Raw genomic sequence first — 21,041 nt, 5'->3', positions numbered from 1 at the left:
TATGCATAAGCTCGGGCGGCGCAGCCTGGCGTGACTCAGGAGTCGGCGGTAAAGCCGATTTGTTTGATCAGGCGGCGCCATTCGTCGGCGTCGGCCTTGAGCAGCTCGTCCAGCGCCTGCGGTGACGAGGAGCCCACCTCCATACCGACTTGCGCCATGCTGCTGATGAGGTCGGGCTGGGCCAGGGCGGTTTGCATGTAGGCGGCCGCGCGGCGCACGGTTGGCGGGCTGGCTTTGCCCGGCAGGAACACGCCATACCACTCGCGCACGGTGATGGGAATGCCTTGCTGGCGGTAAGTCGGCACGTCGGGCACAAAGGGGCTGCGGTTGATGCCCGAGATCGCCAGCAGGCGCAGCTTGCCGCTTTTCAGGTAAGGCAGGTAGTCACCGACCGGCGAGGACATGGACGAAATCTGGCCACCCAGCAAATCCTGGATGCCAGGCGCCGAGCCGCGGTAAGGGACGTGGCGCAAATCTGTGCCCAGCAGCTTGTTCATCAGCCCGACGATGAGGTGCGCCATGGAGCCCGCGCCGGGTGAGCCATAGTTGGCTTTGTCGGGGTTGGCCTTGGCCCAGGCCAGAAAGTCTTTCAGAGTTTTGACACTGGCCGGCACGGCCGGACCGACGCCGAAGGCGTGGTTGAAATAACAGGCCAGCGAGACCGGCGCCACGTCTTCGGCCGGTTTGTAAGGCAGCTTGGGGTAGACAAAAGGGTAGATCGACAACATGGACGAGGGCGTCAGCAACAGAGCGCTGCCGTCGGCTGGGCTGTCCCTGAGCGCGGTGATGCCGATCTGGCCGGCCGCCCCCGGCTTGTTGTCCACGATGACGTTGGCCGCATAGTTGCCGCGCAGCTTGTCGGCCAGGCGACGCGACATCGCGTCGCTGGTGCCGCCTGGCGGAAAACCGCAGATGAGTTTGGCCAGTTCGAGGCTGGTCTGCGCCTGGGCTGACAGCGGCAGGCCGAGGCTGGCCAGGGCGACGGCACCGCCCAGGGCTTGGGTGAATTCGCGGCGTGTTGTCATGGTGTCTGTCTCCTTGTAATGGATTGAAGTAAAAAACTCAGGTGACCTTAGTGCGGACCTTGTGATTCAGGCCGTTGCAGGAGCCGCTGCGCACTGGCCCTGAATCGTTTGGATGCGCATGTCGAATTCAGGCAACACGCGCAGACGCAGCGCGGCCGATCCGCGGCGCCAGCGCGGGGCGTCGCCGCCCGTCGCCTGGTCGATGCGGGACCAGGCCCAGGCCAGCAGGGCGAGCGCGACGGCGCGCAGGTAGTCGTCGGCGGCCTCAAAGGGCAGCACCGGGTGGGCCTGGCTGGCTTCGACCAGCAGGGCCGTGAGGTCGCGCAGCGCTTTGAAGCGGCGCAACACATCGGCGTCATCCGGGCAACCGGCATCCAGGCCGGTCTGCAGTTCCCGCAGCAGCGCGGCCATGCCTGCACCGCCGTCGGTCAATACTTTGCGTACCAGCAGGTCGATCGCCTGGATCTCATTGGTGCCTTCGTAAATCATGGCGACGCGCGAGTCGCGCACGATTTGCTCGATGCCCCATTCGCGCACATAACCGTGGCCGCCGAAAACCTGCAGGCATTCGCTGGCGCCGTAAAACGCCTGGTGGGTGAAGGCGGCCTTGAGCACGGGCGTGACCAGGCTGCACCAGCGTTGCGCGCTATCGCGCCGCGTGGCGTCGGGGTGGTGTTTGGCGATGTCGAGTTCGATCGCGGTGCGGTAGGCCAACACGCGGCCGCCGTCAATCCAGGCGCGCTGGGTGTCCAGGATGCGCTGGATGGCCGGGTGGCTGGCAATCAAATCCGCCGGTTCGGCGCTGCTGCGCGGACCAGGCGCACGCATTTGCCGGCGTTCGCCCGCATAAGCCTCGGCTTTTTGCCAGGCGGCTTCGAGCAGGCCTAGCCCCTGCAGGCCCACATGCAGGCGCGCGGCATTCATCATCACAAACATCGCGGCCAGGCCGCGGCCCGGTGTGCCGACGATCCAGCCGGTCGCCTCGTCAAAACGCATGACGCAGGTCGGGCTGCCGTGCAGGCCCATTTTTTCCTCGATACGTTCGCAGTACACGCCGTTGCGCGCGCCGTCGGGCAAGAGCTTGGGCGCCAGGAACAGCGACAAACCCTTGGGACCGGGCGGCGCATCGGGCAGGCGGGCCAGCACCAGGTGAACAATGTTGTCGCTCAGGTCGTGTTCGCCGCCGGAAATAAAAATTTTCGTGCCGCTGATGCGGTAACTGCCATCGGCCTGGGCCACGGCGCGGGTTCGCGCCAGGCCGAGGTCGCTGCCCGCATGCGGCTCGGTCAGGCACATGGTGGCCAGCCATTCACCGGTGGCGACTTTCTCAAGATAAGTCGCCTTCAGCGCATCGCTGGCATGGTGTTTGATGCATTCGTAAGCGCCGTGTAGCAGGCCGGGCGCCATGGTCCAGCCGTGGTTGGCGGCGCTGAGCATTTCGTACAACACGGCTTCAAGCACCGTGGGCAGGCCCTGGCCGCCGTCCTCAGTCGCACAGGCCAGCGCCGGCCAGCCGCCTTGCCAGAAGGCGGCGTAGGCGGCCTGGAAGCCGGGCGGGGTGGTGACGCGGCCGTGGTCAAAGGTGCAGCCGATCTCGTCGCCGCCCTGCTGCAGCGGCGCGATCTCCTGGGCCACAAATTTTCCGGCTTCGCTCAGGACCTGCTGCATCAGCTCGGTGTCGGTCTCGGCAAAAGGCGTGAGCGCCTGCAGCTGGGCGGGCGCGTCCAGCACCTCGTTCAGGATGAACCGGATGTCCTCGATGCGGGGCTGGTAATGCATGCGCTGTCAGCTTGAAACGGGGGACTTGCGCGAGGCGCCCAGGTAGGTGTCGACCACACGCGTGTCGCGTGCGAGTTCGGCGGCCGGGCCGCTCAGGCCAATCTCGCCCATCTCCAGCACGTAGCCGTGGTCGGCCGCTTCCAGTGCGGCGCGCGCGTTTTGTTCCACCAGCAGGGTGGTCACGCCGGTCTTGCGCAAGGCTTCGATGGTGCGGAAGATTTCCTTCACGATCAGCGGTGCCAGGCCCAGGCTGGGTTCGTCCAGCATCAGCAGTTTGGGGCGCGACATCAAGGCCCGGCCCAGGGCCAGCATTTGCCGTTCACCGCCCGACAAGGTGCCGGCTTCTTGGGCGCGGCGTTCCTTGAGGCGGGGGAACAGCTCAAACACCACCTCCATCTGGTCGCGCCAGGCCTTGTTGCGCAAGCGCACCTGGCGAAAGGCGCCCAGCACCAGGTTGTCTTCGACCGACATGCTGCCGAACAATTCGCGTTTTTCGGGCACCAGGGCGATGCCCAGCATGACGCGTTCTTCCAGCGGCAGCCCGATGATGGACTGGCCGGCGTATTCGATGCTGCCGGTGGCCGGCAGCACACCCATCAGCGCGTTGAGCAAGGTGGACTTGCCCGCGCCATTCGGGCCGATGACGGTGATGATGCTGCCACTGTCGGCCTGCAGGTCTATGCCGCGCAAGACCTCGGCCTTGCCGTAACCGGCGTGGAGGTTGTGGACCTTAAGAAGAGGGGTGCTCATGAGGGGGACCTTCAGTGTTCGGTGCCGAGGTAGGCGGCGCGTACCGCCGGGCTGGCCTGGATTTCTTCGGGCGTGCCTTCAATCAGCCGGGTGCCGAACTCCATGACCACGATGCGGTCGGTCACCTGCATCACCAGGTCCATGTCGTGTTCAACCAGCAGGATGCTCATGCCTTCGGCCTTGAGCTGGCGCAAGACCTCGATCAGCGCCTGTTTTTCCAGGTAACGCAAACCGGCCGCGGGTTCGTCGAGCAGCAGCAGGGCCGGGTCGTTGCACAAGGCCCGGGCGATCTCCAGCAGGCGCTGCTGGCCCATGGCCAGGTTGCCGGCGAGTTCGTGCAGGTGTTCACCCATGCCGACACGTCGCAACTGGTGTTCGGCTTCGCGCAGCAGGCCTTGTTCTTCCGCGCGATCCAGCCGCAACATGGCGGCCGTCGCGCCCTTGTTGCCGCGCAGGTGGGCGCCCAGCGCCACGTTCTCCAGCACGGTCATGTCGGCAATCATCTTGACATGCTGGAAGGTGCGCGAAATGCCGCGTTTGGCAATCTCACGCGAGGGCAGGCTGCTGATGGTCTCACCTCGGAAACTCACGCTGCCGCGGGTCAGGGCCAACACGCCGGTGATCAGGTTGAAGGTCGTGGATTTGCCGGCGCCGTTGGGGCCGATCAGACCCACAATCTGGCCCGAGGCCACCGAGAAGTTGATGTCGTTGACCGCGACCAGGCCGCCAAACTCCTTGCGGATATTGCAGGCCTGCAGCACGATTTCACCGGCCGCCGGTTTGGTGCGCGCCGGCAGGGGGGCCGCGTCCTGCCAGTCCACCTTGCGCCTGGTTTTGGGTAACTTACGATCGATAAAAGCCCAGATGCCGTCGGGCGCGTATTTGAGCGTGAGCACCAGCAACACGCCGAACACAATCATTTCGTAGCTGCCGCTGGTGCCCAGCAGTTTGGGCAGCAAGACTTGCAACTGGTCGGCCAGCAGTTTGGTGATGGTCACGCCGGTGATGGCGCCCCAGACGTGGCCAACGCCGCCCAGCACGGCCATGAACAAGTACTCGATGCCCACATGCACGCTGAAAGGCGAGGGGTTGACCGAACGTTGGAAATGCGCGTACAACCAGCCGGACAGGGACGCAAACAAGGCGGCGATCAGGAAGATGCCGATCTTGAAACGCAAGGTGTCCACCCCCATGGACTCGGCCATTTGCGAGCCGGTCTTGAGCGAACGTATGGCCCGGCCGACACGCGAGTCCAGCAGATGTAACAGGCTCAGGCTGCCCAGCAAGACCAGCGACCAGCTCAGCAGCAGGTAAACCCGCCCCTGGCCCAGCTCCCAGCCGAAAATGGACAGCCCGGTGACTCCCAGAATGCCGTCGTATTTGCCCAGCGCCTGCAGGTTGCCCATGGTGTAGTACAGCGACAGGCCCCAGGCCAACGTCGCCAGCGGCAGGTAATGGCCGGACATACGCAGCGTGATCCAGCCCAGCACCACCGCACACATCGCTGTCAGGCCCAGGCCCACCAGCAGCGTGAGCCAGGGCGAGAGACCGGCGTTCACCGTGAGGTAGGCGCTGGTGTATGCGCCTATGCCGACAAAAGCGGCCTGGCCGAAGGAGGTGAGGCCGCCAACCCCGGTCAGCAGGATCAGGCCTAACACCGCCAGGCTGGAGATGCCGATGTAGTTGAGCTGGGTGATCCAGAACTCGGGCACGGGCAGGATGCAGACCAGAACCAGCGCGGCGATCAGGAGCCAGCCGCCCCATTTGCGAAGCGCCATGTCAGTGCTCCTCGTCCGAATGGCCGCTGGTGAGCGAACGCCACAAGAGCACCGGCAGGATCAGCGTGAAAACAATGACTTCCTTGAAAGCACTGGCCCAGAAGGAACCAAAGGCCTCGATCACCCCGACCAGCAAGGCACCTATGGCCGCGCCCGGGTAACTCGCCAGGCCGCCAATCACCGCGGCCACAAAACCTTTCAGGCCGATCAAAAAGCCCGAGTCGTAAAAAATCGTGGTGGTGGGGCCTATCAGCAGGCCCGAGAGCGCACCTATCAGGGCCGCCATGGCCAGGGTCAACTGGCCCGCGGTTTGCGACGAGATACCCATGAGGCGGGCGCCCAGACGGTTCACGGCGGTGGCACGCAAGGCCTTGCCGTACAAGGTGCGCTCAAAAAACAGCCACAACAACACAATCAGCGCCATCGACGCCAGCGCGATGATCACGGCCTGGCCGGACAGGTTGACCGCACCCAGGCTGAAACGTGCATCCCAGAATGGCGGGTTGCGAAAACCTTCGGCGCCAAAAAAAACCAGGCCCAGACCGGTCAGTGCAAAGTGCACGCCGACCGACACAATCAACAGCACCAGCGAGCTGGCATCGGCCAGCGACTGGTAGGCCAGGCGGTAGACCAGCGGCCCGAAACAGGTCACGATACAGACCGAGAGCAGGGCTTGCACCAGCAAGGAGAACTGCTGGGGCGCGGCCCACAGTGTGACCAGCGCCACCACCACCGGCATCACCAGCACCTTGAGCCCGGCGCGCAGAGCGCCCAGGGCTTGTTGGTGCCTTTTCCAGGTGTGCCAGGCCTCGGCCAGCGCGGCCAGGCCGGCCAGCAGCAGCAGCAGCCAGATGGTGCCCGGCACCTTGCCGGTTTGCAAAATGGCCAAGGTGAGCGCGCCATAAGTCACAAACTCGCCTTGCGGAATAAAGATCACCCGCGTGACGGCAAACACCAGTACCGTGGCCAGGCCCAGCAGCGCGTAAATCGCGCCATTGGTCAGGCCGTCAACCAGCAGAATGCTGGCAATTGAAAAATCCATAAAAACCTTCAGGGGTGCCCGTGAAACCTGTTCGGGCCGAACCGCGTGTCTGCGGTCCGGCCCGGGAGAACCGTAGAAATGCAGCGTTTACTTAGGCTGCAATTTCCAGTCGCCGTTCACGATCTGCATGATCACGCCGGTGTCATCGGTGTAACCCGCGTGGTTGCTGGCGGTGTAGTTGACGGTGCCATGGAACAGCGCAATCGGGCCGGCGTTTTCCAGGGCGGCCTTGAGGGCGGCGCGGAACTCCTTGGTGCCCGGCTTGGCGGTCTTGAGTGCCACGGGAATGATTTTCTGCAGCACCACGGAGGCGTCGTAAGCGTGGCCGGCGAAGGGGTTGCGGCTGTTGGGGCCGTAGACTTTTTCCCAGGCGATCACGTGGGCCATCGCGACCTTTTTGCTCGGGTGATCGGCCGGCAACTGTTCGGCCACCACACCCGGACCGGCGACCACAAACGCACCTTCCACGTCCTTGCCGCCGACCCGCATCAGGTCGCGGGAGGCTGCGCCATGGGTCTGGTAAATCTTGCCCTTGTAGCCACGTTCGATCAGCGCCTTGTGCGGCATGGCCGCGCCGCTGCCCGAGGCGACGATCAGGATCGCGTCGGGGTTGCCCGCGGTGACCTTCAGGGCCTGGCCGGTGACGCTGGTGTCGGTGCGCGCAAAACGTTCTTCGGACACAAACTTGATGTCGGTGCCGGCCATCTTGACCTTCATGTCGCGCAGGAACAGCTCACCATACGCATCGGCGTAACCGATGAAACCAACGGTCTTGACGCCGGTTTTCTTCATGTGCGCAACGATGGCATGCGACATCACCAGGGTGGACTGCGGCATGTTGTAGGACCAGGGCGACTTGGCCGTGGACACGTCGATGGGGGCGAAAGTCAGGTGCATGGTGCCGCTTTCAGAAGCGACGGCGGCAACGGCGTTGGCTGGTGGCGTGGCGGCCGAACCCATCAGGATATCCACCTTGTCGTCGGTCACAAAACGACGGGCGTTTTTGGTGGCATTGGTCGGGTCGGTGGCGTCGTCAAGAATGATGACGTTGAGTTTTTCGCCGCCTATGCTGGTGGGCCATTGCGCGATGGCATTTTTGATCGGGATGCCCAACGCGGAGGTCGGTCCCGTCAAGGGCAGGCTCACACCAATGCTGATATCGGCCAGGGCGCTGCCAGCGGCCAGCATGGCCACGGCGGCGGTGATGATTGTTTTTTTGAATGTCATGGGAATGTCTCCTGCGGGTGGATGAAGAAAGAAGGCCTCAGCGCGGCGCCATGCGCAGCGCGCCGTCAAGGCGGATGACTTCGCCGTTGAGGTGGGTGTTGGTCACGATGTGGGCCGCCAACTGGGCAAACTCCTCGGGTTTGCCCAGGCGCGAGGGGAAGGGAATGGAGGCCGCCAGGGATTGCTGAACGGCTTCCGGCAATTGCTTCATCAAGGGTGTGGCGAACAGGCCGGGTGCGACGGTGCAGACACGAATGCCGTGTTGTGCCAGGTCGCGGGCCATGGGCAGGGTCATGCCGACCAGCCCGCCTTTGGAGGCGCTGTAGGCCTGCTGGCCGACCTGGCCGTCAAACGCGGCCACCGAGGCGGTGAACATCATCACGCCGCGTTCGCCGTCTTCCAGCGGCGCCAGTTTCACGCATTCGGCCGCAAACAGCCGGCTGATGTTGTAGCTGCCGATCAGGTTGACGTTGATGACTTTGGCAAAGTCTTCCAGTGGTGCGGCCGAGCCGTCTTTTTGCACCACGCGTTTGGCACTGCCTATGCCGGCGATATTCATGAGGATGCGTGCCGGCCCGTGGGCCGCGCTCGCCTGGGCGAGGGCCGCTGTCACGCTGTCGGTGTTGGTGATGTCGCAGTGGCAGGCGATGCCGCCTATCTCGGCTGCGACTTTTTCGGCCAGGGCCAGGTTGACGTCGAACAAGGCGACCTTGGCGCCCAGGCGGGCAAGCTCACGCGCCGTGGCCTCGCCGAGGCCGGAGGCGCCGCCGGTGACGATGGCCGTGTGTCCCTGGATGTTCATGTGAGGGTTCCTTGTGCTTGGAGGGTGAAAGGCAGGCTGCCTTCATGCAGCGTATGGGCCAGTGTTTCGCGGTGTTTGAGCACGGCGCGCTGGTTGATCGAACCTTTGTCCGTGACCTCGCCCTTGTCGATGGACGGTGGCTCGTGCATCAGGTGCAGGCGCGTTATGCGGTTGGCGCTGCCGGTGGCGGTGGCGGCGAGCTGATTCAGCACTTTCTGGAAATATGCCTGCACGGGCGCACTTTCCAGGACTTGCTGGAGGCTAGCCTCGGCAGGCAGTCCGGCCAGTGATCGCACGGCAGCGGTGGGAAAAATCAGGGCGCCGACTTCCTTGAGGTTGATGCCGGTCAGCACCGCATCCTGGATGTAGGGCGCACCGGCCGCGATGATTTTTGCGCGCAGCGGGCCGACACTCACAAAGGTACCGGTGGCGAGTTTGAAATCTTCGGCAATACGGCCGTCGAACTTCAGGCCCTGGTGGATGTTGTGTTCATCAATCCATTTGACCGCGTCGCCGGTGCAGAAAAAACCTTCTTCGTCAAAAGCTTCCTGCGTGGCTTCGGGCGAACGCCAATAACCCGGCGTGATGTTGGGTCCGCGGTAACGCACCTCGGTTTTGCCGTCGGTAGGCACCAGCTTGAGCTCCACGCCCGGCGTGGGCACACCGATGTCGCCGGCCTTCACATTGGGGCTGGTCACAAATACCGCAAACGGCGCGGACTCCGTCATGCCCAGGCCGGTCCCCATGACAATGCGTTCGCCGACCTCGGCTTCCTGGGTGGCGTGCAGGCTGTCCCAGATCGGTTGCGCCAATGCGGCGCCCGAGTAAAAAAACATCTTCACGCGTGACAGCAGGGTCTGGCGCAACTGCGCGTCGGTTTTCATCGCGTTGGCGATGGCCTCGAAACCGGTGGGCACATTGAAGTACAAGGTGGGCGCCACTTCGCGCAGGTTGCGCAGGGTCTCGCCCATCAGCGCCGGTGTGGGTTTGCCGTCGTCGATGTACAAGGTGCCGCCGTTGTAAATCGTCAAGCCGACGTTGTGGTTGCCGCCGAAGGTGTGGTTCCAGGGCAGCCAGTCAACCAGCACGGGCGGCGTTTCGGTCAGCACCGGCATCGATTGCCGCATTTGCTGCTGGTTGGCGCACCACATGCGGTGGGTGTTGATCACGGCCTTGGGCATCTTGGTGGAGCCCGAGGTGAACAAAAACTTGGTGATGGTGTCCGGCCCGGTCGCCTGCAAGGCGGCATCCACTTGCGCCGTCGGGGTGGTGGCCAGCAGCGAGGCGAAAGGCGTGCTTGAAAGGCCCGACAGGCCGTCCAGCGACCCTTCACACAAAACGACTTCAACACCGGGGTTGGCCGTGGCCTGGATGGCTTTGCCATAACGCGCGGTGTCGCTGGCGAAGATCAGGCCCGGGGTCAAAGTTTTGAAAATATGCCGCAACTTGTCGTAGTCCAAGCTGACCACGCTGTAGGCCGGGGAGGCCGGGCAATAGGGAATGCCAGCGTAGAGACAGCCCAGCGCCAGTTGTGCGTGTTCAATGCTGTTTTCGCTGAGGATCACCACCGGGCGTTCGGCGTTCAGGCCGCGGTTCAGCAAGGCCTGGCCGACAGCGCGGGCCTGCACCAGCGCCTCGCCGTAGCTGAGGTGGCGCCAGTCGCCCAGACTGCCATCGACATTTTTGACACGGCGCGCCAGGAAGGTGCGCTCGGGCACGGTTTGCGCCCAGTGCAAAAAGCGGTCGGTCATGCGTTCCGCATAAGCCGTCAGCGGCTGATCGGCCTGGAGGTAACGAATACCGTTGTCGCCATCGCGAAGGGCCACACGTGTGACGCCGAATTCCAGCGGACGGTAACGCGGGGAAGAAGTAGATGTTGTCTCGCTCATGTTCTTGTTTTTCTGTGCTTCAGACGGTCTTGACTTTGTTGGCCTTGCCTTCGAGGAAGGCGCGGACCCGTTGTTTGGCTTCCGGTGCGCTTTGCGCAATCGCCGCCATCAGCGATTCGGTCAGGTAACCCTGGTCGGCCGGTTGTTCTGCAATCCGGGGCAAGGCGTGCATCAGGGCGTAGTTGGTCAAGGGGGCGTTTTGCGCGACCCGCAGGGCCAGTTCCAGGGCTTTGTCAAAAGCCTGGCCTTCCGGCACCAGGTACTGGGCAAAACCGGCGCGTTCGCCGTCTTCGGCGTTGTAGACGCGGCCGGTCAGCATCATGTCGGTCATGCGCGCCACACCTATCAGTTTGGGAATACGCACCGAGCCGCCACCACCGACAAAAATGCCGCGCGAACCTTCGGGCAAGGCGTAAAACGTGGATTCATCGGCCACGCGGATATGGCAGGCGCTGGCCAGCTCCAGGCCGCCGCCAACCACGGCGCCGTGCAGGGCCGCAATCACCGGCACCGGGCCGAACTGCACACGCTCCAGCGCCGCGTGCCACATGCGGGAGTGGTGCATGCCCTGGCCGGCGTCGCGCTCTTGCAATTCGCTCAGATCCAGGCCGGCGCAGAAGTGCCCGCCGTCGCCATGAATCACGGCCGCGCGCACGGTGGCGGGCAGGTTTTCGAATAAATCGCGCAGGGCCAGGATCAGGCCGTCGTTGAGGGCGTTGCGTTTGGCGGCGCGGTTCAGGCGAACCACGGCGACCTCCTGGTCGTCGCCGCGAAAGTCAAGCTGGATATCTTTGGATGGGGTTTTGGAAGTCATGGTGAGGTTTGCAAAGTGACTGAATTATTGTTATAAACAATAACCAATTCAATCGATTTTCAGACCTTATTTCTCGGTGTTAACCCGCATGTATGCGGAAGACACCGAACTTGCCCCAAAACACCATGGACTACAAAAACCTCATCGCCATTGACATGCACACCCACGCCGAAGTGAGTTGCTGGAACCCGTTTGACAACTATGGCGAGGAGTACGACCGTGCCGCCGACAAATACTTTAAAAACAGCCGCCGGCCCACGATTGAAGAAACCATTGCTTATTACCGCGAACGCAAGATCGGCCTGATCATGTTCACGGTGGACAGCGAATCCAAACTCGGCCGGCGCCGTATTCCTAACGAAGAAATTGCCGAAGCCGCGCAGAAAAACAGCGACATGATGATGGCTTTCGCCAGCATCGATCCGCACAAAGGCAAGATGGGCGCGCGTGAAGCCGAACGCCTGATCAAGGAGTACGGCGTCAAGGGTTTCAAGTTTCATCCGACGGTGCAAGGCTTCCACCCCTACGACAAGATGGCCTGGCCGATTTACGAGGTGATCAACGCCTACAAACTGCCGGCGATTTTCCACACCGGCCATAGCGGCATTGGCAGCGGCATGCGTTGCGGCGGCGGCCTGCGGCTGGAGTATTCCAACCCCATGCACCTGGACGACGTGGCCATCGATTTCCCCGACATGCAGATCGTCATGGCGCACCCCAGCTTTCCCTGGCAGGACGAAGCCCTGAGTGTGGCCACGCACAAGCCCAATGTCTGGATTGACCTGTCGGGCTGGAGCCCCAAATATTTCCCCAAGCAACTGGTGCAATACGCCAACACCTTGCTGAAGGACCGCGTGTTATTCGGCAGCGACTACCCGCTGATCACACCGGACCGCTGGATGAAAGATTTTGAAGATGCGGGTTTCAAGCCGGAGGTGATGCCTGGCATCCTGAAGGGCAATGCGATGCGGCTGTTGGGGTTGGGGCAGGATTGATTGCAGGCCTGAAGCGGTGGGTCGCACTGCTGGGACTGGCAGGGGCCTGCGTCATGACGGCTTCATCGCCGGCCTTGGCCTCGCCTGACGCTGGTACGTGTGCGCAGGTTTCGGAAGCTGGTGCGGCCGCGATGTTGCGCCGCACGCGGCTGGCGGGCTATTACGAACACAAACTCGCACTGATTGACGGCCGCGTTTTTGAATGGCAAGGCAGCCGGCGTCCGCGGCTGGTGCTTGAAGGGGCGAGCCATGTGGCGGTGGGCAAGTCGCGTGGCTATGCGATCGATATGCAGCAGAACGCGCTGGCTTGGACGCTGGGATCAGCGCGGGTCGAGCCTGAGCCGCTGCTTGACAAGGTTGCGCTGCTGTCGGCCGGCGACAGCGGACTGCTGGCGATCCGTTGTGACGGCAGCCTGTGGCAACGCAGGACGGGCGCCGGCGAGTGGACCCGCAGCGCCGATGCGGCCATCCACGCCTGGGTTGGCGATGGCGCTGACTACTACATCGCCCCCAACGGGCAGGTGTATGCACGTGGCCTGGCGCACCGCGGCCAATACGGTGACGGCAAGCTGGCCCAGGCGCCGGGCTGGACCGCCGTGGCCGCGCAAGGTGGGCGCGTGGTCGGCCACACAGGGCATGCGCTGTACCTGCGCCGGGACGGCGCGGTGTTGGGCACTGGCGGCAATATCTACGGCCCGTTAGCCAGCCACGGCCATGGCGACAAGGCTGCACGCTGGGGTGTGATCTTCGAGGGCGCGACGGCGATCGCCACCGGCAGCCGCCACTCGCTGGCACTGCGGCCCGATGGCAGCCTGTGGATATGGGGCGCGCAAGAGGGACTGCAGCCGCGCCAGGTGATGCAGCGTGTGGCCGAGGTGGCGGCCGGGCTGGAGGACACGCTGGCCATCGATGTGGATGGGCGGCTCTGGAACTGGGCGCTCGGCGAGCGCCCGCTGCGCCCGGTTGAACTGCCGGCAACGCGCTGAACCCAGCATGCCACTCCATAGAATTTCTTAAGAAAAATAAGCCTCTAGCCCACATCCCACGGGCGCAAGCAGCTATCGAAAAAATAGCGAATGGCGCGCCGGCCCGAGCGCTTCAGCGCAGCAGGGACACGGCGGCGCCGCTTGCCGATGAGGCCATCATGGCCGTGATCAGCCGGTGCACTTGCAGCGCGGAGCGTCCTGTCACGGCAGGGTCGGTGTTGCTGCGGATGGCGTTCACAAAATCCTGCAGCACCGCGCGATGCGCCTGGTGGTCAAAGGCCATGAGGTTGGCGCCCGAGCCCGAGGCCTGTTTCTCGCCAGCGTGAATTTTTTGGCCATCCAGCAGTTCGGCCTGTAACTCGCCGGCTTCCAGCGTGGCACTGCCCAAGGTGAAGTTCAGGGCGATGTGTTCCGGAAAACCAGGATAAGCCGCCGTGGTGGCGTCGATGTTGGCCACGGCGCCGTTGGCGTAATGCAGCAGGGCGACCACGGTGTCTTCACATTCCATGTGATGCAGGGCGCTGGTGCTGGCCAGCGCGATCACCTTGTCCGGCATGCCGGTCAGGCAAAGCAAGAGGTCCAGCGTGTGGATGGCTTGTGTCATCAAGACGCCGCCGCCATCACGTGCCAAAGTGCCGCGGCCGGGCTCGTCGTAATAACTTTGGGGCCGCCACCAGCGCACGCTGGCCGAGGCGCTGACCAGGCTGCCCAGGTCGCCGCCGGCCACCAACTGGGCCAGTGTTCCGGCCGCATCGCGCATGCGGTGTTGCAGCATCACGGCCAGCTTGACACCGTGTTGCTCGCAAACGGCCACCATCTGTTCGGCCTTGTCCAGGCTGACGTCCAGCGGTTTTTCCACCAGCACATGTTTGCCGGCTTGGGCCAGGCGCTGCACGATGTCGCCGTGGGTGTTGGGCGGTGTCAGCACCAGCACCGCCTGAACTGACGGGTCTTCGAGAACGTCTTCCAGCCGGGTGCTGGTGGCGGTGCCGGCTGGTAACTTGAGTCCGGCAAGACGCTCGGTGCTGCGCGCCACCACCCAGGCCAGTTCCACTTCGGCGCCCAGGTCTTCCAGGCTTTGCAAATGCGGGGCCGAGGCCTGACCCGCACCCACCACGGCCACACGCATGCGGGTGCCGACGCTTTTATTCAAGTTTGATGCCTGCCGCCTTGATGACCTGGGCCCATTTCTCGACCTCGGCTTTCTGGAAGGTCGCAACCTGATCCGGTGTCATGTTGGAGGGTTGCATGCCCAGGCTTTTCAGGCGGTCCTGCATCTCGGTGGTCTGCAGGATTTTCATGGTTTCAGCGTGCAAACGGTCCACGATGGGTTTGGGCACACCGACGGGCACAAAAATGCCTTGCCAGGACACCACTTCAAAACCGGGTACACCGGACTCTGCAATGGTTGGCACGTTCGGCAGCGACTCCAGGCGTTTGGCCGAACTCACGGCGATGGCGCGTACCTTGCCGCTCTGGATATGGGGGCCGGCCACCACGGTGGTGTCAAACATCATGTCGACCTGGCCGCCAATCACGTCCTGGATGGCCGGGCCGCTGCCTTTGTAGGGTACGTGGATGAACTGCGTGCCCGAGCGAAAACCCAGCAACTCCAGCGTCATGTGTTGCGAAGTGCCATTGCCGGCCGAGGCAGAGGTGACGGTTTTGGGTTTGGCCTTGGCCGCGTTCAGAACGTCTTGCAAGGTCTTGTAAGGGCTGTCCGCTTTGACGATCAACACCACCGGGTTGGAGCCAATCAGTGTCACCGGCGAGAAAGATTTGATCGGGTCGTAACCGAGTTTGGGGTAGAGGCTGACATTGATCGCATGCGAGCTGATGGTGCCGCCCAGCAGGGTGTAGCCGTCGGCCGGTGCACGTGAGGCAATCTCCGAACCCACGCTGCCGCCGGCGCCGCCGCGGTTTTCGACCACCACGGTGGTATCCAGCACCGGCCCCAGCTTTTGTCCGATCAGGCGCGCAAGAATGTCTGTGGTGCCACCGGCGGGAAAGGGCACGACATAGTTAATCGGCTTGGAAGGCCATTTGTCCTGGGCCCAGGCCGGCAGCGCCATGGCGCCACCCAGGGCGAGCGGGGCGGCAAAGGCAAGGGTAGAGTGAATCAGTGAGCGGCGTTTCATATTGTCTCCAGGCTGTTGTTAAGGATGAAAAGGCAGGCGCGCGGGTATGAACGGTTTTGTGGGAGGCCCTGAATCGGCGCACGCAGGCTGTGCAGGTGAGCGCCGGTTTGTGGTTGGCGTCCAGGGCGTGTGTGTTCGAGATTCAGAAGCAGGGGAAAGGATCGCACAAACTGTCAAAATAGATCAGTCATCGTACAACTTGGCTGGATTTTCTGCCAATCGGGGAATTCCCTGATTGGCCTCTTCCCCCGCGCTTGAGGCTCAGCGAACCGGCGTGGGCTCGGTGTTCTGGCCTTTGCGCAGCCGTTCGCGGCTGTTGGACAGATGGGTGCGCATGGCGGCCCGGGCGGCTTCCGCGTCCTGGTTGCGGATGGCGTTGTAAATGTTCTCATGTTCGCCGTTGACACGCTGCAGGTAGTTCAGCCGGCCCTCGGGCGCGCTTTGCGGCGTGTTCACGCGGGTGCGCGGGATGATCATGGTGCCCAGGTAAGTCATCAAGTCCGCAAAGTGCCGGTTGCCGGTGGCGCGCGCCACTTCCATATGAAATTGGAAGTCGGGCGGCACGGCGTCGGAGTCCGCATGGATGGAGTCCTGGAAGGCGCGCAAGGCCTTGGCCATGGCTTCCAGATTTTCCGTGCTTCGCCTCTGGGCAGCCAGGCCGGCGGCCTCGGTTTCCAGGCTGATACGCAGCTCCAGCACCGAGATGACATCGGCGACCGTCGCAAAGTCGGCAGCGGCAATCCGGAAGTTGCCGGACTCCCGGTGTTGAATCACAAAAGTGCCTATGCCGTGCCGCGTTTCGACCAGGCCGGAGGCCTGCAGCTTGGAAATGGATTCGCGCACCACGGTCCGGCTGACGTCAAAACGGACCATGATTTCGGCCTCGGTGGGCAGTTTGTCGCCGGGCTGGAGTTGCCCTTCCTTGATGCTGGCGGCCAGGCTTTCGACGATTTCCGTCACCAGCCCGCGCGGGCGGCGCATGCGCGGGGCTTCGTCAATCAGGGGGCTGCTCGGCTTGGGTTCCATCGGGTTTGCTCGTATAGGGGTTTGCCTGGGTGTCATCAAAAAAATGTTGACAGGTAAAGGCTGCTCATTAAAATTCTTTGTCATCAGACAACATATGACTGATGTGTTGATCAATTCAAGCCACTGTAGCAAACTGGGTAAAAAAGTCCAGCATTGCACCCCGGCAAGTATTCAAACAGAGACCTTATGACAATCCAGGTTCACAAAAAATTGCTGTTGACCGGTGCTGCCGGCGGCTTGGGCCAGGCCTTGCGCGAGCGCCTGAAAGCCAACTGCGCGGTCTTGCGCCTGTCGGACCGGGTGGACTTGGGCGCGGCAGGTGCGCAGGAAGAGGTGGTGCTGGCCGATCTGGCCGATGCTGCGGCGGTGGATGTGATGGTGCAGGGCGTGGACGCGATTGTTCATCTGGGCGGCGTGTCGGTCGAAGGACCTTTTGGTCCCATCCTGCAAGCCAATATCCTGGGCCTATACAACTTGTATGAAGCGGCGCGCAAACACGGCGTCAAACGCGTGGTGTTTGCCAGCTCCAACCATGTCACGGGCTTCTACCGCCAGAGCGAAACCATCGATGCCGATGCGCCGGCCCGCCCCGACGGCATGTACGGCCTGAGCAAGGCCTTCGGCGAGGATTTGTCGCGTTTTTATTTCGACCGCTACGGCATTGAAACCGCCTGTGTGCGGATTGGCTCCTCGTTTGCCGAACCCAAAGACAGGCGCATGTTGGCCAGCTGGCTGAGTTTTGACGATTTGCACCGCCTGATCACCGCCTGCCTGACCACCCCCGTGTTAGGCCACAGCATTGTGTTCGGCATGTCCAATAACGCCGTGACCTGGTGGGATAACAGCAAGGCTCGGCATATCGGCTACAAGCCGCAAGACAGCTCGGATATTTTCCGCGAAGCGGTTTATGCGCGCACTCCGGCGCCCGACCTGAGCGACCCCGCGGTCCAGTTCCAGGGCGGTGGTTTTGTCAAAGCCGGCCCTTTCGCCGATTGATGCCATGAGCGCCCAAGCCGAACTCGTGCTGGACAGCCGCAACGCGACCGGCGAAAGCCCGGTCTGGCAAGTTGCTGAACAAGCACTTTACTGGGTTGATATCCCGGCCCGCCAGCTTTGCCGCTGGTTAGCGGCCACAGGCGAAATCACCACCTGGCGGGCGCCCGAAATGCTGGCCTGCATCGCGCAGGGCAGCCGCCCGGGCCACTGGGTGGCAGGTCTGGAAACCGGCATTTTTGAATTGCAGACCTTGCCCGGCGGCGAGTTGGGCAGCCAGTTGCTGGCCGGTGTAGACCATGCCCAGCCCGGCATGCGTTTCAACGACGGCCGCTGCGACCGGCAAGGGCGGTTTTGGGCCGGCACCATGGTCATGAACATGGGCCTGGCATCCACCGCCGGTGCCTTGTACCGTTATAGCCAACCTGGCGGCTTGCAAAAAATGCTGGACGGCTTCATCACACCCAACGGACTGGGCTTCAGCCCTGACGGCCGCACCTTATACCTCTCGGATTCCCACCCCTCGGTCCAACTGATCTGGGCGTTTGACTACGACACCGTGACCGGCACACCCTCCAACCGCCGGGTCTTTGTCGACATGAATTCTTTTCCGGGCCGCCCCGATGGTGCGGCCGTGGATGAAGACGGTTGTTACTGGATTTGCGGCAACGATGCCGGCCTGGTGCACCGCTTCACGCCCGACGGCAAGCTGGACCGCTCGCTGGCCGTGCCCGTGAAAAAACCAGCCATGTGCGCCTTTGGCGGCGCCGGCCTGGACACCCTGTTCGTGACATCGATTTGCCCTGACGGCATCGACCTGTCTGACCAGCCGCTGGCCGGTGGTGTGTTTGCGTTGCGCCCCGGCGTGCGCGGACTGCCTGAAGCCGCGTGTTCGTATTAGAAGAGCAAGAAGAGCAGAAGAGTTTTCAACCACCAACCTAGAGGATGACATGAAGAAGATTAAAAAAACATTGCTGGCTGTCACTGCCGCCCTGGCATTGACGCCGCTGGTCGGCCTGGCCGCCGAGTTCCGTTCCGCCGACATCCACAATGCCGACGACTATCCGACCGTGGTCGCCGTCAAATACATGAGCGAGGTGCTGGACAAAAAGAGCGGCGGCAAATACAAAATCAAGGTCTTCAACAAGGGCGCGCTCGGCACCGAGAAGGAAACCATCGACCAGGTGAAGATAGGCGCGCTGGATCTCACACGTGTGAACATCAGCCCGATGAACGCGATTTGCCAGAAGACGCAGGTGCCGACCATGCCCTTCCTGTTCCACTCGGTCGAGCACATGCGCAAGTCGCTTGACGGCCCTGCTGGCGAAGAGATACTGAAGAGCTGCGAGTCCGCCGGTTTTATTGGCCTGGCCTTTTACGACAGCGGCGCACGTTCGATCTACGCCAAGAAGCCGATCAAGACCGTGGCCGACGTGAAGGGCATGAAGATTCGCGTTCAGCAGTCCGACCTGTGGGTGGCCCTGATTGCCGCCATGGGCGGCAACGCAACGCCCATGCCCTACGGCGAGGTGTATACCGGCCTGAAGACCGGCCTGATCGACGCTGCCGAAAACAACATCCCTTCGTTCGATACGTCCAAGCACTACGAGGCCGTGAAGTTTTATTCCAAGACCGAACACTCGATGGCGCCAGAGATGCTGCTGATGTCCAAACTGGTGTGGGACAAACTGCCCAAGGCGGACCAGGAGATGATCCGCAGCGCGGCCAAGGAGTCGGTCGCGGTCCAGCGCAAGAAGTGGGACGAGCAGGAAGGCAAGTCGCTGGCCGTGGTCAAGGCGGGCGGTGTCCAGATCGTTGAGGTTGACAAGGCCTCGTTCCAGTCGGTGATGGGTCCGGTCTATGACAAGTTCATGAGCACGCCCGACCTGAAACGCCTGGTCAAGACCATTCAGGATACCAAGTAAGCATCACCTGGCAAGCCCTCATCCTCGCCTGAAAAGGCCGGGGTGAGCGGCGCTTCACCCACTGGCGGGAGCGTTGCGACAAGGGTCAGCAGAGAAATCATATGTATACAAAATTTTGCGCAGCGCTATCCAAGCTCAGCCTGATCCTGGCGGTGATCGGCCTGATTGCGATCGTCCTGTGTGTTCAATGGCAAGTCATTGGACGCTACGTTTTGAACGACACGCCGACCTGGGCCGAAAATCTGGCGCTGCTGCTGGTGCTGTTCGTCACGGCTTTTGGCCTGGCGGTCGGTGTGCGCGACGCCGGCCACATCGGCCTGGAGTCCCTGGTTGTCCTGCTGCCTGAAAAATGGCAGCACCGAATTGAAATCCTGATTCACGGGCTGGTTGGCCTCTTCGGCGTGCTGATGGTGCAAGGCGGCTGGTTGTGGATGGTCGCCAAGTGGGATGAAAAAAAACCCATGATGCCCGTCCCCGACGGCATCGATTACCTGCCGCTGGTGATTGCCGGCGTGCTGATCGTGCTGTTTTCGATTGAACATATCATCGCGCTGGTGCGCGGCCAAACAGTGGAGCCCGCATGGAACTGACCGTACTCGCCCTGAGCTTCACGCTCCTCCTGGTCATCGGCGTCCCGGTTGCATTTGCGATTGGCCTGTCGTCGGTGGCCACCATCATTGCGGCAGGCTTGCCTGTCGCCGTGGTGTTTCAGAAGATGGTCGGCGGCATGCAGGTGTTCTCCTTCCTCGCCATCCCGTTTTTCGTTTTTGCCGGCGAGTTGATGCTCTACGGCGGCATCGCCGAGCGCATCGTGCGTTTTGCCAACAGCCTGGTCGGCCACGTACGTGGCGGCCTGGGCATGAGCAACGTGATCGGCTGCACGCTGTTTGGTGGCGTCGCCGGCTCGCCCCTGGCCGACGTGTCGGCCATGGGTTCGGTGATGATCCCGCTGATGAAGAAGGAAGGTTACGACGCCGACTATGCGGTCAACGTCACCACGCACGCTTCGCTGGTCGGGGCGATCATGCCGACCTCGCACAACATGATCATCTTCACGCTGGCCACCTCGGGCATTGCCTCGGTCAGCGTGCTGAGTCTGATTCTTGCCGGTCTGGTGCCCGCAATCATTCTGACCTTGTGCAACCTCGGTGCGGCCTATTACGTCGCGGTCAAACGCGGTTATCCGACCCACGGCACGTTTCCCGGCTGGCGGGTAGTGATGCGCGCCTTCGGCGCAGCGTTGCCGGGTCTGCTGGTGGTGGTGATCATTCTGGTCGGCATCTTGTCGGGGGCATTCACCGCCACCGAGTCGGCCTCGATCGCCGTGGCTTGGGCACTGGCCATCACGGTGTTGGTCTACAAGACCTTGACCTGGAAAAACTTTCTCAAGGCCTGCGCCAAGGCCTGCAAGACCACCGGGGTGGTATTGCTGTTGATCGGTATCTCGTCGGCATTCGGTTATTTCATGGCACTGTACGAGGTGCCGCAATTGACCGGCGACCTGATGAAGTCCGTGAGCAGCGAGCCCTGGGTCATTTTTCTGATGATCAATGTGCTGCTGTTCATCCTCGGCACCTTTCTCGACATGGCCGCAACCATCCTGATCTGCACGCCCATCTTCATGCCGATTGCGATGCAATTCGGCATGGACCCGGTGCAGTTCGGCATCGTGATGCTGATCAACTGCGCACTGGGCCTGAACACGCCGCCGGTCGGATCGGTGCAGTTCGTCGGTTGCGCGATTGGCGAGATATCTGTGGGCCAGGTGATGCGCTCAATCTTGCCGTTTTACAGCGCACTGGGTGTTTGCCTGTTGCTCGTGACTTACGTGCCGGCGTTTTCGCTCTGGTTGCCGTCTCTGTACAAGTGAGC

The 21,041-nt window shown here is 62.5% G+C and carries 19 protein-coding genes; 7 read left to right on the top strand and 12 right to left on the bottom strand.

The features are described 5' to 3' along the window. Nucleotides 1-35 precede the first annotated feature (35 nt). The 9 genes from R6254_RS05965 to R6254_RS05925 all read right to left on the bottom strand — a co-directional run bounded on the left by R6254_RS05965 (nt 36) and on the right by R6254_RS05925 (nt 11,106). Nucleotides 36-1,025, bottom strand: a complete 990-nt coding sequence (locus tag R6254_RS05965) for a Bug family tripartite tricarboxylate transporter substrate binding protein (protein ID WP_318405164.1) — start codon at nt 1,023-1,025, stop codon at nt 36-38. 66 nt (nt 1,026-1,091) lie between these two features. Next, on the bottom strand, nt 1,092-2,804 hold the full coding sequence (locus R6254_RS05960; RefSeq protein ID WP_318405162.1) for an acyl-CoA dehydrogenase family protein: 1,713 nt from the start codon (nt 2,802-2,804) through the stop codon (nt 1,092-1,094). A gap of 6 nt (nt 2,805-2,810) precedes the next feature. Then, on the bottom strand, nt 2,811-3,554 hold the full coding sequence (locus R6254_RS05955) for an ABC transporter ATP-binding protein (RefSeq protein WP_318405161.1): 744 nt from the start codon (nt 3,552-3,554) through the stop codon (nt 2,811-2,813). 11 nt (nt 3,555-3,565) lie between these two features. After that, on the bottom strand, nt 3,566-5,332 hold the full coding sequence (locus R6254_RS05950; RefSeq protein WP_318405160.1) for a branched-chain amino acid ABC transporter ATP-binding protein/permease: 1,767 nt from the start codon (nt 5,330-5,332) through the stop codon (nt 3,566-3,568). A 1-nt stretch (nt 5,333) separates the two neighbouring features. Further along, on the bottom strand, nt 5,334-6,374 hold the full coding sequence (locus tag R6254_RS05945) for a branched-chain amino acid ABC transporter permease (protein WP_318405158.1): 1,041 nt from the start codon (nt 6,372-6,374) through the stop codon (nt 5,334-5,336). A gap of 87 nt (nt 6,375-6,461) precedes the next feature. Further along, nucleotides 6,462-7,601, bottom strand: a complete 1,140-nt coding sequence (locus R6254_RS05940) for an ABC transporter substrate-binding protein (RefSeq protein ID WP_318405156.1) — start codon at nt 7,599-7,601, stop codon at nt 6,462-6,464. 37 nt (nt 7,602-7,638) lie between these two features. After that, entirely contained in the window at nt 7,639-8,403 is a 765-nt protein-coding gene (locus R6254_RS05935) for an SDR family NAD(P)-dependent oxidoreductase (protein ID WP_318405155.1), read from the bottom strand. Next, nucleotides 8,400-10,292: a feruloyl-CoA synthase gene (locus tag R6254_RS05930; RefSeq protein ID WP_318405153.1), complete on the bottom strand. Its 1,893-nt coding sequence runs from the start codon at nt 10,290-10,292 to the stop codon at nt 8,400-8,402. The genes R6254_RS05935 and R6254_RS05930 overlap by 4 nt, the downstream gene beginning before the upstream one ends. A 19-nt stretch (nt 10,293-10,311) precedes the next feature. Beyond that, on the bottom strand, nt 10,312-11,106 hold the full coding sequence (locus tag R6254_RS05925; RefSeq protein WP_318405151.1) for a crotonase/enoyl-CoA hydratase family protein: 795 nt from the start codon (nt 11,104-11,106) through the stop codon (nt 10,312-10,314). Between the two features lie 125 nt (nt 11,107-11,231). Here R6254_RS05925 and R6254_RS05920 point away from each other — a divergent pair, with 125 nt between their 5' ends. Together R6254_RS05920 and R6254_RS05915 are read left to right on the top strand one after the other, a co-directional pair. Then, nucleotides 11,232-12,101, top strand: coding sequence for an amidohydrolase family protein (locus tag R6254_RS05920; protein ID WP_318405149.1), 870 nt, complete (start codon nt 11,232-11,234; stop codon nt 12,099-12,101). Between the two features lie 53 nt (nt 12,102-12,154). After that, nucleotides 12,155-13,087 (top strand): RCC1 domain-containing protein, encoded by a 933-nt coding sequence (locus R6254_RS05915; protein WP_318405147.1) that lies wholly within the window; start codon nt 12,155-12,157, stop codon nt 13,085-13,087. A 112-nt stretch (nt 13,088-13,199) separates the two neighbouring features. On the opposite strand, the gene R6254_RS05910 is transcribed toward R6254_RS05915, so the two are convergent. The 3 genes from R6254_RS05910 to R6254_RS05900 form a co-directional block, all read right to left on the bottom strand. Next, the gene (locus tag R6254_RS05910) at nt 13,200-14,240 is read right to left on the bottom strand and encodes a Gfo/Idh/MocA family protein (RefSeq protein ID WP_318405146.1); all 1,041 of its coding nucleotides are present in this window, start codon (nt 14,238-14,240) and stop codon (nt 13,200-13,202) included. Beyond that, nucleotides 14,233-15,225: a Bug family tripartite tricarboxylate transporter substrate binding protein gene (locus R6254_RS05905; RefSeq protein ID WP_318405144.1), complete on the bottom strand. Its 993-nt coding sequence runs from the start codon at nt 15,223-15,225 to the stop codon at nt 14,233-14,235. Before R6254_RS05905 ends, R6254_RS05910 begins: the two co-directional genes overlap by 8 nt. A gap of 261 nt (nt 15,226-15,486) precedes the next feature. After that, nucleotides 15,487-16,251 (bottom strand): FadR/GntR family transcriptional regulator, encoded by a 765-nt coding sequence (locus R6254_RS05900; protein WP_318405142.1) that lies wholly within the window; start codon nt 16,249-16,251, stop codon nt 15,487-15,489. 186 nt (nt 16,252-16,437) lie between these two features. Here R6254_RS05900 and R6254_RS05895 point away from each other — a divergent pair, with 186 nt between their 5' ends. The 5 genes from R6254_RS05895 (at nt 16,438) to R6254_RS05875 (ending at nt 21,039) form a co-directional block, all read left to right on the top strand. Beyond that, nucleotides 16,438-17,247, top strand: coding sequence for an NAD-dependent epimerase/dehydratase family protein (locus R6254_RS05895; protein ID WP_318405140.1), 810 nt, complete (start codon nt 16,438-16,440; stop codon nt 17,245-17,247). Between the two features lie 4 nt (nt 17,248-17,251). After that, on the top strand, nt 17,252-18,145 hold the full coding sequence (locus tag R6254_RS05890) for an SMP-30/gluconolactonase/LRE family protein (protein ID WP_318405138.1): 894 nt from the start codon (nt 17,252-17,254) through the stop codon (nt 18,143-18,145). Nucleotides 18,146-18,194: 49 nt separating this feature from the next. Next, nucleotides 18,195-19,169 carry a TRAP transporter substrate-binding protein gene (locus tag R6254_RS05885; protein WP_318405137.1) on the top strand — a complete coding sequence of 325 codons (975 nt, stop codon included), beginning with the start codon at nt 18,195-18,197 and terminating at the stop codon, nt 19,167-19,169. 101 nt (nt 19,170-19,270) lie between these two features. Continuing rightward, nucleotides 19,271-19,759, top strand: coding sequence for a TRAP transporter small permease (locus R6254_RS05880; protein ID WP_318405135.1), 489 nt, complete (start codon nt 19,271-19,273; stop codon nt 19,757-19,759). After that, nucleotides 19,750-21,039 (top strand): TRAP transporter large permease, encoded by a 1,290-nt coding sequence (locus R6254_RS05875; protein ID WP_318405134.1) that lies wholly within the window; start codon nt 19,750-19,752, stop codon nt 21,037-21,039. The genes R6254_RS05880 and R6254_RS05875 overlap by 10 nt, the downstream gene beginning before the upstream one ends. Nucleotides 21,040-21,041 lie beyond the last annotated feature (2 nt).

It is taken from the genome of Polaromonas potterensis (assembly GCF_033446725.1).
Classification (GTDB): Bacteria; Pseudomonadota; Gammaproteobacteria; order Burkholderiales; family Burkholderiaceae_C; genus Polaromonas.
This window is presented reverse-complemented; position numbering and strand designations above follow the sequence as displayed.